The sequence below is a fragment of the Peribacillus sp. NPDC097225 genome, from assembly GCF_044761955.1.
Taxonomy (GTDB): domain Bacteria; phylum Bacillota; class Bacilli; order Bacillales; family DSM-1321; genus Peribacillus.
On record NZ_JBIWDJ010000001.1, the window covers coordinates 855544 to 870265 of the forward strand.

Below are 14722 nucleotides of genomic sequence, written 5' to 3' on the forward strand. Positions count from 1 at the left end.
CTGTTGTACAATGAAGGTAACGCTTACATTCCATTTACTTTCCTTACATCATCTGAACACAGGAGGTTCTCATGGGTTTTCTAGAGATTAGTCTATTATTTGAAACAAGGAATCAATTAATCGAGGAAATTTCAGGATTGAACAGTCCCATGATGGATTACAAGGCTTCACCTGAAAGCTGGAGCATCGCCCAAATTTGTCATCATCTATTCCTTTCTGAAACTGTTTTTACCCAGGCCATTGTCCGTGGTTTAAAAGACAGGGACTATAAACAGATCATCCAAAAAGACATCTACTTAACTTCGGATCTGACAAAAAAATTCAAAGCCCCTAAGATGGTGGTACCTTCTCAAGAGCGTTTGGAATTACCAAAGTTACTGGATTGGCTGTTTGAATCAAGGAATCATTTATTGAATGTAATTTTTGAACAGGAAGATCGGAGCATTTTTCGGAGAAAAAAAGCAAAGCATCCACTATTCGGCCATCTTTCTTTAGATCAATGGATCGAATTATTATCCTTACATGAGCAACGGCATATTGAACAAATAAAAAGCATGAAACTCCAATTCGGGTAACCCCGATTGTATCCTAAAAACATCCAGGCCATCACATAAAAAAACCGCCCCTCATCATCCGGTGCGGTTTTCCTTATTAGTTCACTCTTATTCTTTCTCCAACAAACTCTATGGCATTCATGAATTCGGAGACAAAACCTTCCCGGTCGACACCGTGCAGCACATGGACATTTGGCGTTTTGCCACTGCGCCTTGCATAATCCACGACGGTTGTCCCTGCCGTTAAACGACCTTCCAATTCAACTTGCACATAATAGTCCTGTCCCATGAAAAGCTCTGGCTTTATTACATACATCATGGCACAAAGGTCGTGAAAACGTAACACTTCTGCAAAATGGTCTTCGTTAAATGGCGTTTGTTCCGCAACATTCAGGTAGAATGTTAGCATTTGGTACACTTTATCCGAAAAGTCCGTCCCCATATCCAAAATGAGATGGGCTTCTTCCAACGTTACATAGGCTTTATGCGTTACATCCAATCCGCTCATTACGATAGGGACACCTGAACGGAGAACGATTTCGGCTGCATGCGGGTCGACATACGCATTGAACTCAGCGGTCGGTGACATATTGCCGCCGACTGCCGCACCTCCCATCCAGGAAACACACTTGATTTTCGGTTTTACTTCAGGGTGTGCCAACAAAAGAGCTGCCACATTCGTCAACGGGCCTGTAGCAACGATTGTCACTTTTTCCTCACTCGCCATAATGGTCTCTAGCATCGCGAATATGGCTGGACGCTCACTGACCGGCAATGTCGGCTCCGGAAACACAACATTCGCAAAACCACTTTCACCATGAACATCCTCAGCTACTTCTAGCTCACGGAATATCGGGTGCTCCAGTCCCCTGGCTATTTCCACGTCCGCACCAATGTAGCTGAGGAAGGTCCGTGCATTGTAATTCGTTTTATCCTGAGAAATATTCCCTGAACAAGTTGTGACTAAACGTACGTCTATCGCCTCACTTGCAAAGGCAAGTGTCAGCATCATGGCATCATCAATTCCAGGATCTGTATCGATGATGACGGGCATTTTACTCATATAAGAAACCACCTTTTTAATAGTTCACATACTTCTCCCATCAAGGGGCTCATCACCTTTGTGATGCTGCTTTATCTTTTGGGCAACCTTAGAAAAAAGACGTATGTGAACCTGCTTTATACCTTTTTTACAAATTGGGATTTTAACTTCATCGCACCAAAACCATCTATTTTGCAATCGATGTCATGATCGCCTTCCACCAATCGGATACTTTTCACTTTTGTCCCCATTTTCAAGACGGATGAACTTCCCTTGACTTTAAGGTCCTTGATGACCGTTACGGAGTCACCATCGTTCAAGACATTGCCGTTGGCATCTTTAATGGTCTTGATCTCTTCCGTTTCTGATTCTATGGACCACTCATGTGCACACACCGGGCAAACATAGAGGCTTCCATCTTCGTATGTATATTCTGAATGACAGGTTGGACAATTAGGTAAATCGGACATTATTTTCATTCCTCCATTCAACATTGCTCATTCTAATATAACAGCATCTTCCAGGCAATAGGCATTGGAGAAGGGAACCATGCACATATAGTTCCCTTCTTTGGCATTTTGGCCTTATTTAAATTCACCTTTAAGTAAATACACCACATCGAAATCCTTTAACTCATCCATATTGCTTTTTGGATCTTCATAAAAATCACTGGATAGGGAAGTTGCACCTTCCTCATCAAGTGTATAACAAATACTCGCTAGCACCATTTCATCCTTTATGGGAAGGGTTTCTGATATTTTTCCCGTTGTAATCGAAGCCTTTTCAAGATCCCTCTGCTCTGTCACTAAACTGCTAAAACTCGAATGATCACTTTCATCATCACCCTCCGTTTTTATTCCAGTCATGAAGGTAAACTGGTTCTCATTGTCCGGATTTTGGGTTCTGGCGAACATCAATGAACCATTTCCGTAAACCGGAGCAGTAGCATCATTGATCTTTTTACCAACCAATTTACCAGATTCATATTTTTCAATCCAAAAAGAAACTTCTTGATATGTATCATCGATATTGAAATCGAATAAGAATGCGTCACTCGTGGTCAGGGAAAGAATATCCTCTTCCCTATCCGTCAAATCCGCCACCGAGATGGTATTTGTTTGATTACCGGTACATGCCCCCAAAACGATGGCCAGCATGGTCAATAGTGCCGTGTATAAAATCTTCTTCATGCGTTTCCCTACTCCTTTATCAACTAAAATTCACAAAATCTTACACATTATATCATTGACTGAATAATTATGCATTATCTTTCAGAATAGGTACTTTTCCATATGGAACGGGGAGCTGGTTCGTCATCCCTTCCGTAAAAAAAAGCAGCACAGTGTCAACTGTACTGCTTTATACCATAGGCTCGATGATGATTGATCAGATGAATAGTTTAATGGTAAGAATCACTCCGATCGTTATAAAGATTGGTCCCCAAAATTGCATCGGAATGAAGAATAGACTATGTCGGGTTCCCATTTTATAGGCCGTTCCTGTTTCTTGATCGACAAGAACCTTTTCAGAACCACCATTTAGTTTTCTACCCAAAAACCAGACGATGATCCCGGCCACGAATAAACCGATGATTAATGAAGTATCTTCGGGCAGCGACCGGTCAACCGTCATCTCCAAGATCCAACCGAATAAGAACACCAATGGCACCATAATGACAAAAACTAAAAAACCTAGTCCTCTCCATATAATCATGCCTGAGCCTCCCTTTCACCTCCAAGTCGTATATTATATTCACCTCCCAATCAATTTATGGATGGGTTTAACCCTTTATCTTAGATAGGAGTTCCCCAGCAGAACAAATATGTCCCCGCTTTATGGGCATAAAAAAACTCCCTATAAGAAAACAAACGATACATAAGTCGTCGTTTATTAGTACGGGAGATATTCTATAACTATGCTAAATCTCACACTTTTCTCAATTTCATTGAATATCAGTCCCTAGGAGAATCAAGGGCTTGATAGGCCTTCTGGTACTTTCCGCCATCAGCAACCTCTGCATGATATAAAGCCTTAAGGGCAAAATTCTTCTCTAGATTGTGTTCTTTCATCAACACTTTCAATTGCGTTTGTAGTTCCGAGTGTTCTTTCATTAGCTGTTTCATTTGCGTCTTGAAGTACTTCATTATTATCGTTACTTCCTTTCAGGTGCTAAAAACTCACCCATCAAGTATACCATTTACGCATTTTTTCACCAGCAACACTAAAGTTTTCTCAAAAGGGAAAAGTAGTTTCATACTATTGATAACATCACAAAGTTCAATCGTAGTGGCTTTTCTAAAAGAAAATCCAGTAAATGCTATGTTATAATGGATAATAAAAATCACATGAATTCGCATACGATCAAAAGGGGCTGTGTTACATATGAATAATGAACTTATTATGCCAGTTGAAATTTCCATCAAAGAAAAAAAGAAACTCTCACAAGGGAAAGTGATGCAAGTCGTCGTATTCTCACGATGTACGATGATTGAAGTAGAATCATCATTAAATGAAAATTATTATCTCATTTACTATAAGAATAATCTTGTATATGGTGAAAAGGTAGAAAAGATAGAGAAACATTCATTTATCGATAACATACGGAAAATGGGTATCGTCTTACACTCAGACCATCCGTTCCTCTCCGCAATAATCCCCAGCCAAACCGCCACTATTCCAAATAAGAATAAGCTTTTCTCCCAACTTCAAAATCAATATTCCCTCCAGGAAGTAGCCTACATCGCTACGACGCTCGACTCATTTTTCACAAAGAAACAACTGAGCAATGTCATATACAAAATCTTTTACCACTATAGAAGAAACGGCAACTTCATGCAGGCCTTTCAAATCATTAAGATCTTGGCAAACTTCGCTCCCGACCTGAATTCTGCGAGAGAGATTAAAAACTCATTGGAGTTTCATTCCTATATGGAATTTTACACATCCTCGTCACTATCTACCATCCAGGAGAAAGATTCGCTTTTTGTTGAATGGCATTGCTTCAAATATCGCTTACAACCTGATGAAGGAAAAATGTTAGAAGGTTTATTGAGGAAACAGGACTCTTTCTTGACCCTTCTCTTATTCTGGATGGAGAAAGTCGAAAAGTATTCGAAGGTGACTTCCATTGAAGCATATACCACGATGGCCTTGCAATTCGTATCCATGGAAAAGTGGATCGTAACCTTAGACTATTTACACATCAACCCATTTCAGGTGCTACCACAAACCAAATCCATGATTGAAGAGATGCTTCAGGAGGAACACTATGAAACAGCCGCTCTCTATTTAATGAATTTCCTTAATGCCCTACCGGATACCTATGAGGAGATCTTGCATACATTATGGGAACATTTAGATCCGACGTTTATTGCCACCCATATAGATACCTTCATGGTTATGATTCAACAGCTCGTCCTAGAAGATGGCGAGAAGCAATCCGAACAAAGGTTACTACAACTTATTGGTAAATTGCTTGAGACCTATGATCTTAAAGAGGTACATGAAAAGCTGCTGCCCATCCAAAAATCAGCTCCCCATTCTCCGGTGTTCCGGAAAATAAACAAGATGATGACCTTGCTGGATGATCCCGATCAAATGATGGAACTCGGACAATATTATGCAGAGTTTAAGCAATACGATGAAGCCATCGAATGTTTCTCATGGGAGATGGAATTGTACCCGGATGACCCCGCTCCCGTATCGCAGCTGTCCAAAATGTATCAAAACAAAGGGATGGTTAAAGAGGCCTTTGCTTACCATCAAATATTAGATCAAATGAAATAACGTGCAATGAAATATAAAAAGGATTAGAACTCACCCTTCTAATCCTTTTTTATACGGTTTAAGAGTTTATTTAAGAAATAAAGCTCATTTCATATGGCTCGCTTAATTGATCCGAAATATGGAATACTATCCATGTGAGGCTTTGAAGATTTATAAAACGTACACATAATTCGACAAAAAATGCACTATATCGACAAATCTATTTGACATTTAATCCGTTAATGTTTAGAATCTTTATGATATTCAAAAAAAGAATTGAGTGTTTAAAATGAAAACGAACTTATTTCGAAAAAAATCCGTGAATCAACTTTTACAAAATCATGGAAAAGTACAATTACAAAAGACACTAGGAGCGTTTGATTTAATCCTACTCGGTGTCGGTGCCATTGTGGGTACAGGAATTTTCATCCTTCCAGGTACCGTTGCAGCCCAGCATGCAGGACCTGGGATTGTGTTCTCTTTTATCATTGCCGCCTTTGTTTGTGCATTTGCCGCAATGTGCTACTCTGAATTTTCTTCATCCGTTCCAGTTACAGGGAGTGCATACACATACTCCTACATTGTCTTTGGGGAGATCATTGCTTGGCTAGTCGGCTGGTCCCTATTACTTGAATACGGCTTAGCTGTTGCTGCCGTTGCTACAGGCTGGTCATCCTATTTTAGCTCGCTACTTGCCGGGTTTAATATTTTGCTTCCTCACGAAATATCCGGTTCATTTGATCCGGCCAACGGCACATACATTAACCTGCCAGCTATATTGATCATTTTCCTTATTGCCGCCTTGTTGACATTAGGCATTAAAGAATCGACAAAATTCAATACGATTATGGTATGTGTGAAAGTGGCCGTTATTTTACTATTTATTATAGTCGGCGCATTCTACGTTGAACCGACAAACTGGAAGCCATTCACCCCATTTGGTACAAGCGGGGTTCTAAGTGCCGCGGCCTTAGTATTTTTCGCCTATCTTGGCTTCGATGCAGTATCATCTGCAGCCGAAGAAGTTAAAAATCCACAGCGTAACATGCCAATCGGTATTATTGGTTCGCTCTTTATCTGTACCTTATTGTATGTTGCTGTATCCCTTGTATTGACGGGTATGGTTTCTTACACACAGTTAAATGTAAGTGACCCTGTAAGCTTTGCCATGAAAGTGGTTAACCAAGATTGGGTGGCCGGTATTATCTCCATAGGTGCCGTCGTTGGGATGATGACCGTAATCCTTGTTATGCTTTACGGTGGTACTCGCCTAGTATTCGCATTCGGTCGTGACGGCTTACTACCAAAATTATTATGCGAAGTTCATCCGAAACGTAAAACACCAGTAAAAAACACATGGATTTTTGCGACTCTCATTGCCTTATGTGCAGGCTTCGTCCCATTGGATAAGTTAACAGAGCTTGTAAACATGGGAACTCTTTTAGCCTTCACTGTTGTATCAATCGGCGTCATTTACTTACGCAAAAACAAAGACATTCCGAATGATGGATTTAAGGTACCTTTCTTCCCAGCCATTCCAGTCATTTCATTTATTTTATGCATATTCCTGATGACCCAACTATCCGCACACACCTGGATTGCGTGCCTTATTTGGATGATCATCGGTATAATCATTTACTTTACTTACGGTAAAAAGCACAGTATTTTGAACAAATAACAAATATGGCTGTTGCAGTGTGGACGTTCACATCTGCAGCAGCCATTTATTTTTGGAATCATACATGACCAATCAACTACGCACTTTCGCACACGGCAATTGATGGAATTTCTACCAATTTACGAATAGCGCCTACAAGCGCAAAAAAACTAGACACCCTGTGTGCCTAGCTTTTCCATCATTTATTGAAAGTAATGTTCTCTGTACCTTGTCCCAGATTAATGGTCGTTTCCCTTGGCTTTGTTTCGGCTATCACGTTCCCGTTTCTGAAGGAATAGCGTACCATGGCCTGTTTACGGACTGCTTCGTATTCATTTTCTGCCGCTAAAACAATGAAGTTGGCAGGTTTTCCCGCCTCGATTCCATAGTGGTCCTCGATTTGCAAGGTTTTTGCACTATTGGCGGTAATTAAATCGATGGAATTGACGATTTGCTCGTAACCCATTAGTTGAGAAGCATGAATGCCCATATGCAGCACTTGCAGCATGTTTCCCGTTCCTAGTGGATACCATGGGTCGAATATGTCATCGTGACCAAAGCATACGTTTAGTCCTGCTTCCTGTAATTCTTTGACACGTGTTAAGCCTCTTCGTTTCGGATATGTATCGAATCTTCCTTGAAGATGAATATTCACCAATGGATTGGATACGAAGTTAATGGACGAAAGCTTCAATAAGCGAAACAACTTATAGGTATAGGCATCATTATACGAACCCATTGCCGTCGTATGGCTGGCTGTCGTTCGTGTACCTAGTCCCCGCTCGTAAGCTTCTTTTGCGACGACTTCGACAAAACGTGATTGCTCGTCATCGATTTCATCACAATGTATATCCACGAGGCGATCGTATTTTTCCGCTAAATCAAACGCAATCTTCATCGATTCCACGCCATATTCGCGAGTGAACTCAAAGTGGGGGATGCCCCCTACAACATCGGCCCCCATTTTTAGCGCTTCTTCCAGTAATCCCGTTCCATTCGGATAAGAGAGAATTCCTTCCTGTGGAAAAGCCACTAACTGCAAATCAACGAAATCCGACATTTCTTCTTTTACTTCGAGCATGGCTTTTAGTGCCGTAAGTTCCGGATCGGTCACATCGATATGTGTACGAACATGCTGGATTCCTTGAGCGATTTGCCATTTTAAAGCCGTTTTTGCCCTGGTTTTCACATCTTCATTCGTCAAAGACTCTTTTCGTTGGGACCACCGCTGGATTCCTTCAAATAACGTCCCACTTTGGTTCCACTCTGGCTCTCCTGCCGTCAACGTCGTGTCAAGGTGGATATGCGGTTCAATAAAGGGAGGGAGAACAAGTGACCCCTCCACATCATAAATCGGCTGATTCAACTCGTTCTCAACGTTCTCATTAAGGCTCTGCGTAACCGATTCTATCATTCCTTCTCTGACGACAATATTCCAAAGACCTTCTTTTCCTCTTAATTTAGCATGTTTAATAAGCATCTGACTGTACACCTCTTCTTAGTATTTTGTTGATAGGTACATATTTCATCAAGGCAACATACAGGATGATGGTCCCGATTAGAGCATTAATTGGCACGATGCCAGGTGCGAACTGGGCCAAAGCGACGCCTCCCGCCCAAGCAATCATGGATAACCAATTGACCTTTTTGAAAGACATCTCTTCGAATTTCCCATATTTTCTACGTTTCACGATAAAGTAGTCTGCTAAAATGATGGCCCCAATGGACGGGACTGCTGCTCCTAGTACATTCAAAAAACCGACGAAATTAGTATACAGCCACATTGCTAGCAATGTGCCGATGATTCCATTAACCACGACAAGTTTCTTCTTGGAAATTTTCGTAACATTGGCAAATCCCAATCCCGAAGCGTATAGCGCATTATCATTCGTTGTCCAAATATTCAGTCCCAATACAATGATTGCCGGCAAAATCAGCTCTTGCAAGAACATGACTTCAGAAATATCCGAAACACCGTACGTCATTGCCCCAATCGCCCCGAATATGAACATAAGTGAATTGCCTAGAAAAAAGGCAATCACCGTTGCGACAACGGCTGACCGGGTCGTCTTGGCAAAGCGGGCAAAGTCTGGCGTCAAGGTACCCCCGCTGATGAATGAACCAATGCAGATGGTTAAGGCAGCGCCCACTCCCATCATTTCAGTAGGCTGATAATCTAATAACCCCTGAAACCCACCGATTGTTTCGGTTGCCTCAAATACCGAGTAGCTACCCAGAATGGCAATGGCCGGCACAGCAACGAACCCTAACAGCACGAGTGCCTTAATACCATAGATGGCAGATATCGTCATCATCACTCCAAAACTTATAATCAATAGATAGATATTAATCCCTGTTGCCTTTTCGACCGGAACCGCGAACATCGCTACCCCCACTCCAAACCAACCTACTTGCGTTAACCCCAGCAATAAGGAGGGCACATAAGAGCCTTTATCACCAAAGGCATACTTTGCAAGCAGATGTGTAGAAAGGCCGGTCTTCGCGGCAATATGGGCCAACGCCCCCGTATACAAGCCCAGTACACAATTGCCCGCCAATACGATGAGAAGGAATTGAACCAATGTTAATCCCGTTCCCAATTCCCCCCCCGACCACATGCTTGCCGAGAAGAAAGTGAACCCCAGCATAATGGATAGAATCTTCCAAAAGTTATTACGATTTCCTTGCGGTACAGCTTGCCATGAAAACTCTGCATCTACTTTTCCCATAACGTTTCCTCCATTTTTAAACTGATACCCACAAAGAAAAAAGAGGTCTATTGTCATCAACCGACAATAAACCTCTTCTGCATTATGACGAGTAGTAGTAGCCAGGCAAAAAATGCATGGACGTCTCCCACATCATAAAAATCCGTTGTCCTTGTCAGCCTCACGGGACTGAATTAAAGATACCAATATTTGATTATTAACATTATTCCAAAAAAGAGACGGTAAGTCAATACTAATTTTCTATGCGATTCCTTTACAAACCAAAAAGGACTACATACAGAGACTCAGATGAAATTCAAACATGGGTGTTTTTTTCAGGAAATGGATGTCACCTTTTGTAACTAGATCCCACCCTAAATCTCTTTCTCCTCTAGAACCTTAAATGAATTTACTATATACTTTCATTAAATTGATGAAAAGCGTGGTGACCCTTACTTGTTTAAACTATTGTTAATTGAAGATGATACAACATTATTCAATGAGATTAAAGATAGATTGGCACAATGGTCCTATGATGTATATGGAATCAACGATTTCAGTAAGGTGATGCAGGAATTCACTGCCATTAAACCCGACTTGGTCCTCATCGATATCCAATTGCCAAAATTCGACGGGTTCCATTGGTGCAGGATGATTCGCACCCACTCGAACGTACCCATTCTCTTTTTATCTTCACGCGATCACCCGACCGACATCGTGATGTCCATGCAGTTTGGGGCGGATGATTTCATCCAGAAACCCTTTCATTTTGATGTACTGATTGCCAAGATACAAGCGACGCTTCGTCGTGTCTATAATTACAATACAGAAAAGATCGAACTAAAAACCTGGTGCGGCGCCACCTTGGATTATGAGAAGAATACAGTTGTAACCGAGACAGGAACAATCGAGCTGACAAAGAATGAAGTGTTCATCCTAAAAAGGCTGATTGAGCAGAAGAATAAAATAGTGAGCCGCGATGATTTAATCAATAGTTTATGGAATGATAAGCGCTTTATCAGCGATAATACCTTGACGGTCAATGTAAATCGATTGAGGAAAAGGCTCGATGAGGTGGGGTTGGGACAGTATATCGAAACAAAAGTGGGACAAGGTTACATCGCGGTCGAAGAGGATCATGTATGATTAAGAAATTCATATGGGAAAGGTTTAGCTGGATTACTTTCTACATCCTCTTTCACTTATTCATCGTATTCGTCGCCTATCTTGATTCGGCGATTCCTTTATCCCCCATTCTCTACATGGTCTTTTTATCATTCATCATGTTCATCATCTTTTTGGTGGTCCGCTACCACAAGGAAACGAAATTCTATCGAAGTTTAGTGGAACGGGAAGATAATTTGGATGTAAGCCAATTAGCGGAACCGGGAAGCCCTTTTGAAGTAATCATCGAACGTAGCATCAGCAATCAAATCGAATACCTGAAACGGACGGCTTCATACGGACAAATGACATTGGAGCAGGAAAAGGACGAACTATTATCTTGGATTCATGAAGTGAAGACGCCTTTGACGGCCCTACGTTTAATGATTGATCGCATACAAGATGAAGAACTCAAATCCCATATGACGTATGAATGGCTCCGCATCCACCTTTTGCTTGATCAACAGTTGCATCAACGGCGGCTGCCCTTCATGGAAAATGATCTATATATCGGTAACACCGATTTGGAGGGGATAATTTTCGACGAGATTAAGACATTACAATCTTGGTGCATGCAAAAAGGGATTGGATTCGATATCCAATTGGAAAAAGCCGAGTGCTTAAGCGATAGTAAATGGGTCGCATTCATTATTCGGCAACTATTGACCAATAGCATCAAATATAGTGAAGAATCCGATATTTTGATACAGAGCCACGAATCCAATGGACAAACGATTCTTGAAGTGAAGGATGCTGGCCGCGGCATCGACCCAAGGGACCTTCCCCGCATTTTTGATAAAGGATTCACATCAACGACCAATCATCAAGACCACGGGGCGACGGGAATGGGGTTATACTTAACCAAGAAAGTGGCGGATTCCTTATTCATCGATATAACCGTCCGGTCCACTCCCGGAATTGGGACCACTTTCATCCTGACTTTCCCGCAAAAAAATCAATTCGTTAAATTCCTTAGCATGTGACAAAGATGTCACATGCTTTTGTTCTTTGTTCGGCCAATCGAAGGAAAAGAAAGGGAAAGGCTTTTATAATGAAGATATCGAAATAAAGGGAGTGTATTGGAATGAATATACTAGAAGCGAAAAAGATCCATAAAAGCTACGGCAATAAATTCAATAAACAAGAAGTCTTGAAAGGCTTGGATATCAACATACACGAAGGGGAATTCGTCAGTATCATGGGAGCGTCCGGTTCAGGAAAAACCACGCTTCTGAATGTCCTTTCCTCGATTGATAAGATCAGTAATGGAACCATCGTCATCGAAGGAAAAGAAATTTCCGGCATGAAAGAAAAGAAGCTGGCTGAATTTCGTAAGAATCACCTAGGATTCATCTTCCAGGATTATAACTTATTGGACACTCTGACGGTCAAGGAAAATATTCTATTACCATTATCGATCACCAAAACGCCGAAAAAAGAAGCCGAGCAAAAGTTCGAAACACTCGCAAATGAACTTGGCATATATGAAATCAAGGACAAATATCCGAATGAAATTTCCGGCGGCCAAAAACAGCGTACCTCTGCGGCACGGGCCTTCATCCATGAACCAAGCATCATTTTTGCCGATGAGCCGACAGGCGCCCTTGATTCAAAAGCCGCTTCCGATTTATTGAACAAGATGAGCGAATTGAACAAAAAGCGTAATGCCACCATCATCATGGTTACGCATGACTCAGTGGCAGCCAGTTACTGTAGCCGCGTCATCTTCATCAAAGATGGACAGATCTATTCTCAATTGAATAAAGGGGAAGAAACGAGACAATCCTTCTTCAGAGATATCATGAAAACACAAGGTGTACTAGGAGGGGTGCATAATGAGCATTAATCAACTCATCTTTCGCAGTCTGAAAAAGAACCTGAAGAATTATTATCTATACGTTTTCGCTTTGGTCTTCAGTGCCTCCCTTTATTATGCCTTTGTTACCTTGCAATACGATCCGTCAATGGATCAAGTAAGCGGGGGGATTAAAGGGGGAGCTGCCATTCAAGCAGCCTCCGTCCTGTTGATTGCCATCGTTTCCATCTTTCTTTTATATGCGAATAGCATTTTCATTAAACGTCGCAGCAAGGAAATTGGCTTATTTCAATTAATAGGCATGACCAAAAACAGGATTTTCCGCATCCTGAGCGTCGAAAATTTAATCCTGTATTTCTGTTCCGTATTCCTGGGAATATTCGTAGGGTTTGCGGCTTCAAAATTGATTATCATGATATTATTCAAGCTTACGGGAGTCCAGGCGATCGCCGCCCTTCACTTTACCATGCAACCATTCATTCAGACACTTATCGTATTCAGTATCATCTATCTATTCATCATGTTGATGAACTTTGGTTTCATCAAAAGACAGACCATCTTATCACTTTTTAGGGTGACTTCGAACACGGAAGGAAAAGTGAAGAGGGTTTCGATTTTTGAAATGATCCTTGGGATAGCTGGAATCATTCTTATCATTGCTGGCTATTATGTTTCAACGAAGTTATTTGATGGTTCTTTCTCTCAGGCGAATTCCCTTTTAATAGCCATGCTATTCATTCTGGGGTCCGTCATCATCGGAACCTACCTATTTTATAAGGGATCGGTGTCTTTCCTCTTTAATATTGTCCGCAAGAGGAAGAATGGATACCTGAATATCAATGAAGTGCTGTCGCTTTCATCCATCATGTTCCGGATGAAATCCAATTCCGTTTTACTGACCATCATCACGACCGTTTCCGCTCTTGCAATCGGATTATTATCCTTGACCTATATCTCCTATTACTCATCGGAGAAAATGGCCACAGCCTATGTACCTAATGACTTTTCCCTGTCCAATGGCGAGGATTCAAACAAGTTAAAAGAGGCATTGGCAGCAAAATCAATCGGATATAACGAAAATAAGATAGAGGTCATTCGGGCAAAGGTCAATATAAAAGATATACTGGATAGCGCCATAGAAGAAGCGGGCTTTGACCCGAATATCATGAATCTTACCATTGTCAGTGATCGGTCGGTGAAGAGGATCGATGTCACACCGAAAGAGACCATCTTTAGCGGGTATAGTCCAACGCTACAGAGTTTAACATCTCTTAAAGATTCCGGGAAAATCGAATTGAAGGGAAAAAACATGAGCATTCCCCAAAACTATTTAGGGCCAGAAGATGACTCCATCCTTCCCTATTATTTAACGAATGGCGGAATGCCAGTAGCCATTGTGGATCAAGCAGTTTTTGACCGTCTGAAAAAGGATTTGGACCCTGAACTCCAACTGGATTCTCCCGTTTATTATGGGATTGACTTAAAGAATAAGGGTGATATCGAAAAGGCGAATGAGATTTTCGATACGATTTCCTTCCAGGATAAAGAATATAGTGGTTCACAATACCAAGAACTGCAAAGTATAAAAATAAACATGGGTCTTACGATGTTCATCGTCGGCTTTTTAGGATTAACGTTCTTGATCACATCAGGATGCATCCTTTATTTCAAACAGATGGATGAGAGCGAAAATGAAAAAGCGAACTATACCATTTTACGAAAACTTGGTTTCACACAAGGTGATTTGTTAAAAGGGATTCAGGCCAAACAGGTCTTCAACTTTGGGATTCCTCTAGTCGTTGGGTTATTCCATAGCTATTTTGCCGTTAAATCCGGCTGGTTCTTCTTTGGTACGGAAGTCTGGACACCCATGATCATTGTCATGGTCCTCTATACGATACTGTACTCGATCTTCGGTATCCTTTCCGTTTTCCATTACAAAAAGGTGATTAAGGAATCCCTTTAAATACACGCAAAAAGCTCCAGCCCATATGGGGACTGGAGCTTTCTGCATGT

General features: G+C 41.4%; 14 protein-coding genes. 7 read left to right on the forward strand and 7 right to left on the reverse strand.

Going from position 1 to position 14722, the window contains the following annotated elements; all coding sequences use genetic code 11:
* Positions 1-71 precede the first annotated feature (71 nt).
* The gene (locus ACIQXH_RS04215; RefSeq protein WP_402874751.1) at positions 72-575 is read left to right on the forward strand and encodes a DinB family protein; all 504 of its coding nucleotides are present in this window, start codon (positions 72-74) and stop codon (positions 573-575) included.
* A 76-nt stretch (positions 576-651) separates the two neighbouring features.
* On the opposite strand, the gene ACIQXH_RS04220 is transcribed toward ACIQXH_RS04215, so the two are convergent.
* From ACIQXH_RS04220 to ACIQXH_RS04240, 5 genes are all read right to left on the reverse strand, one after another.
* Positions 652-1617: a nucleoside hydrolase gene (locus ACIQXH_RS04220; RefSeq protein WP_402957819.1), complete on the reverse strand. Its 966-nt coding sequence runs from the start codon at positions 1615-1617 to the stop codon at positions 652-654.
* Between the two features lie 116 nt (positions 1618-1733).
* The gene (locus ACIQXH_RS04225) at positions 1734-2066 is read right to left on the reverse strand and encodes a zinc ribbon domain-containing protein YjdM (RefSeq protein WP_402874746.1); all 333 of its coding nucleotides are present in this window, start codon (positions 2064-2066) and stop codon (positions 1734-1736) included.
* Positions 2067-2180: 114 nt separating this feature from the next.
* Entirely contained in the window at positions 2181-2786 is a 606-nt protein-coding gene (locus ACIQXH_RS04230; RefSeq protein WP_402986693.1) for a hypothetical protein, read from the reverse strand.
* A gap of 196 nt (positions 2787-2982) precedes the next feature.
* Positions 2983-3309 (reverse strand): hypothetical protein, encoded by a 327-nt coding sequence (locus ACIQXH_RS04235; RefSeq protein ID WP_402874741.1) that lies wholly within the window; start codon positions 3307-3309, stop codon positions 2983-2985.
* A gap of 239 nt (positions 3310-3548) precedes the next feature.
* Positions 3549-3740 (reverse strand): hypothetical protein, encoded by a 192-nt coding sequence (locus tag ACIQXH_RS04240; protein ID WP_402874739.1) that lies wholly within the window; start codon positions 3738-3740, stop codon positions 3549-3551.
* Between the two features lie 238 nt (positions 3741-3978).
* On the opposite strand from ACIQXH_RS04240, the gene ACIQXH_RS04245 reads away from it, so the two are divergent.
* Together ACIQXH_RS04245 and bcaP are read left to right on the forward strand one after the other, a co-directional pair.
* Entirely contained in the window at positions 3979-5382 is a 1404-nt protein-coding gene (locus ACIQXH_RS04245; RefSeq protein ID WP_402957822.1) for a tetratricopeptide repeat protein, read from the forward strand.
* A 268-nt stretch (positions 5383-5650) separates the two neighbouring features.
* A complete protein-coding gene (bcaP, locus tag ACIQXH_RS04250) occupies positions 5651-7039 on the forward strand; it encodes a branched-chain amino acid transporter BcaP (RefSeq protein WP_402874732.1) in 1389 nt (462 codons plus the stop codon).
* A gap of 178 nt (positions 7040-7217) precedes the next feature.
* On the opposite strand, the gene ACIQXH_RS04255 is transcribed toward bcaP, so the two are convergent.
* Positions 7218-8498, reverse strand: coding sequence for a cytosine deaminase (locus tag ACIQXH_RS04255; protein ID WP_402874730.1), 1281 nt, complete (start codon positions 8496-8498; stop codon positions 7218-7220).
* Entirely contained in the window at positions 8488-9747 is a 1260-nt protein-coding gene (codB, locus tag ACIQXH_RS04260; RefSeq protein WP_403122213.1) for a cytosine permease, read from the reverse strand. Before codB ends, ACIQXH_RS04255 begins: the two co-directional genes overlap by 11 nt.
* A 435-nt stretch (positions 9748-10182) precedes the next feature.
* Here codB and ACIQXH_RS04265 point away from each other — a divergent pair, with 435 nt between their 5' ends.
* The 4 genes from ACIQXH_RS04265 to ACIQXH_RS04280 all read left to right on the forward strand — a co-directional run bounded on the left by ACIQXH_RS04265 (position 10183) and on the right by ACIQXH_RS04280 (position 14672).
* On the forward strand, positions 10183-10872 hold the full coding sequence (locus ACIQXH_RS04265) for a response regulator transcription factor (RefSeq protein ID WP_402874724.1): 690 nt from the start codon (positions 10183-10185) through the stop codon (positions 10870-10872).
* The gene (locus ACIQXH_RS04270) at positions 10869-11873 is read left to right on the forward strand and encodes a sensor histidine kinase (RefSeq protein WP_403122216.1); all 1005 of its coding nucleotides are present in this window, start codon (positions 10869-10871) and stop codon (positions 11871-11873) included. The genes ACIQXH_RS04265 and ACIQXH_RS04270 overlap by 4 nt, the downstream gene beginning before the upstream one ends.
* A 101-nt stretch (positions 11874-11974) precedes the next feature.
* Entirely contained in the window at positions 11975-12736 is a 762-nt protein-coding gene (locus ACIQXH_RS04275; protein WP_402986704.1) for an ABC transporter ATP-binding protein, read from the forward strand.
* Positions 12726-14672, forward strand: a complete 1947-nt coding sequence (locus ACIQXH_RS04280) for an FtsX-like permease family protein (protein WP_403122218.1) — start codon at positions 12726-12728, stop codon at positions 14670-14672. Before ACIQXH_RS04275 ends, ACIQXH_RS04280 begins: the two co-directional genes overlap by 11 nt.
* The last annotated feature ends 50 nt before the right edge of the window (positions 14673-14722 follow it).

What these genes read in the sequence shown, in the direction of transcription:
- ACIQXH_RS04245 (WP_402957822.1), top strand. Translation starts at nt 3,979, where the DNA reads ATGAATAATGAACTTATTATGCCAGTTGAAATTTCCATCAAAGAAAAA.
- ACIQXH_RS04215 (WP_402874751.1), top strand. Translation starts at nt 72, where the DNA reads ATGGGTTTTCTAGAGATTAGTCTATTATTTGAAACAAGGAATCAATTA.
- bcaP (WP_402874732.1), top strand. Translation starts at nt 5,651, where the DNA reads ATGAAAACGAACTTATTTCGAAAAAAATCCGTGAATCAACTTTTACAA.
- ACIQXH_RS04275 (WP_402986704.1), top strand. Translation starts at nt 11,975, where the DNA reads ATGAATATACTAGAAGCGAAAAAGATCCATAAAAGCTACGGCAATAAA.
- codB (WP_403122213.1), bottom strand. Translation starts at nt 9,747, where the DNA reads ATGGGAAAAGTAGATGCAGAGTTTTCATGGCAAGCTGTACCGCAAGGA.
- ACIQXH_RS04280 (WP_403122218.1), top strand. Translation starts at nt 12,726, where the DNA reads ATGAGCATTAATCAACTCATCTTTCGCAGTCTGAAAAAGAACCTGAAG.
- ACIQXH_RS04235 (WP_402874741.1), bottom strand. Translation starts at nt 3,309, where the DNA reads ATGATTATATGGAGAGGACTAGGTTTTTTAGTTTTTGTCATTATGGTG.
- ACIQXH_RS04270 (WP_403122216.1), top strand. Translation starts at nt 10,869, where the DNA reads ATGATTAAGAAATTCATATGGGAAAGGTTTAGCTGGATTACTTTCTAC.
- ACIQXH_RS04220 (WP_402957819.1), bottom strand. Translation starts at nt 1,617, where the DNA reads ATGAGTAAAATGCCCGTCATCATCGATACAGATCCTGGAATTGATGAT.
- ACIQXH_RS04225 (WP_402874746.1), bottom strand. Translation starts at nt 2,066, where the DNA reads ATGTCCGATTTACCTAATTGTCCAACCTGTCATTCAGAATATACATAC.
- ACIQXH_RS04240 (WP_402874739.1), bottom strand. Translation starts at nt 3,740, where the DNA reads ATGAAGTACTTCAAGACGCAAATGAAACAGCTAATGAAAGAACACTCG.
- ACIQXH_RS04255 (WP_402874730.1), bottom strand. Translation starts at nt 8,498, where the DNA reads ATGCTTATTAAACATGCTAAATTAAGAGGAAAAGAAGGTCTTTGGAAT.
- ACIQXH_RS04230 (WP_402986693.1), bottom strand. Translation starts at nt 2,786, where the DNA reads ATGAAGAAGATTTTATACACGGCACTATTGACCATGCTGGCCATCGTT.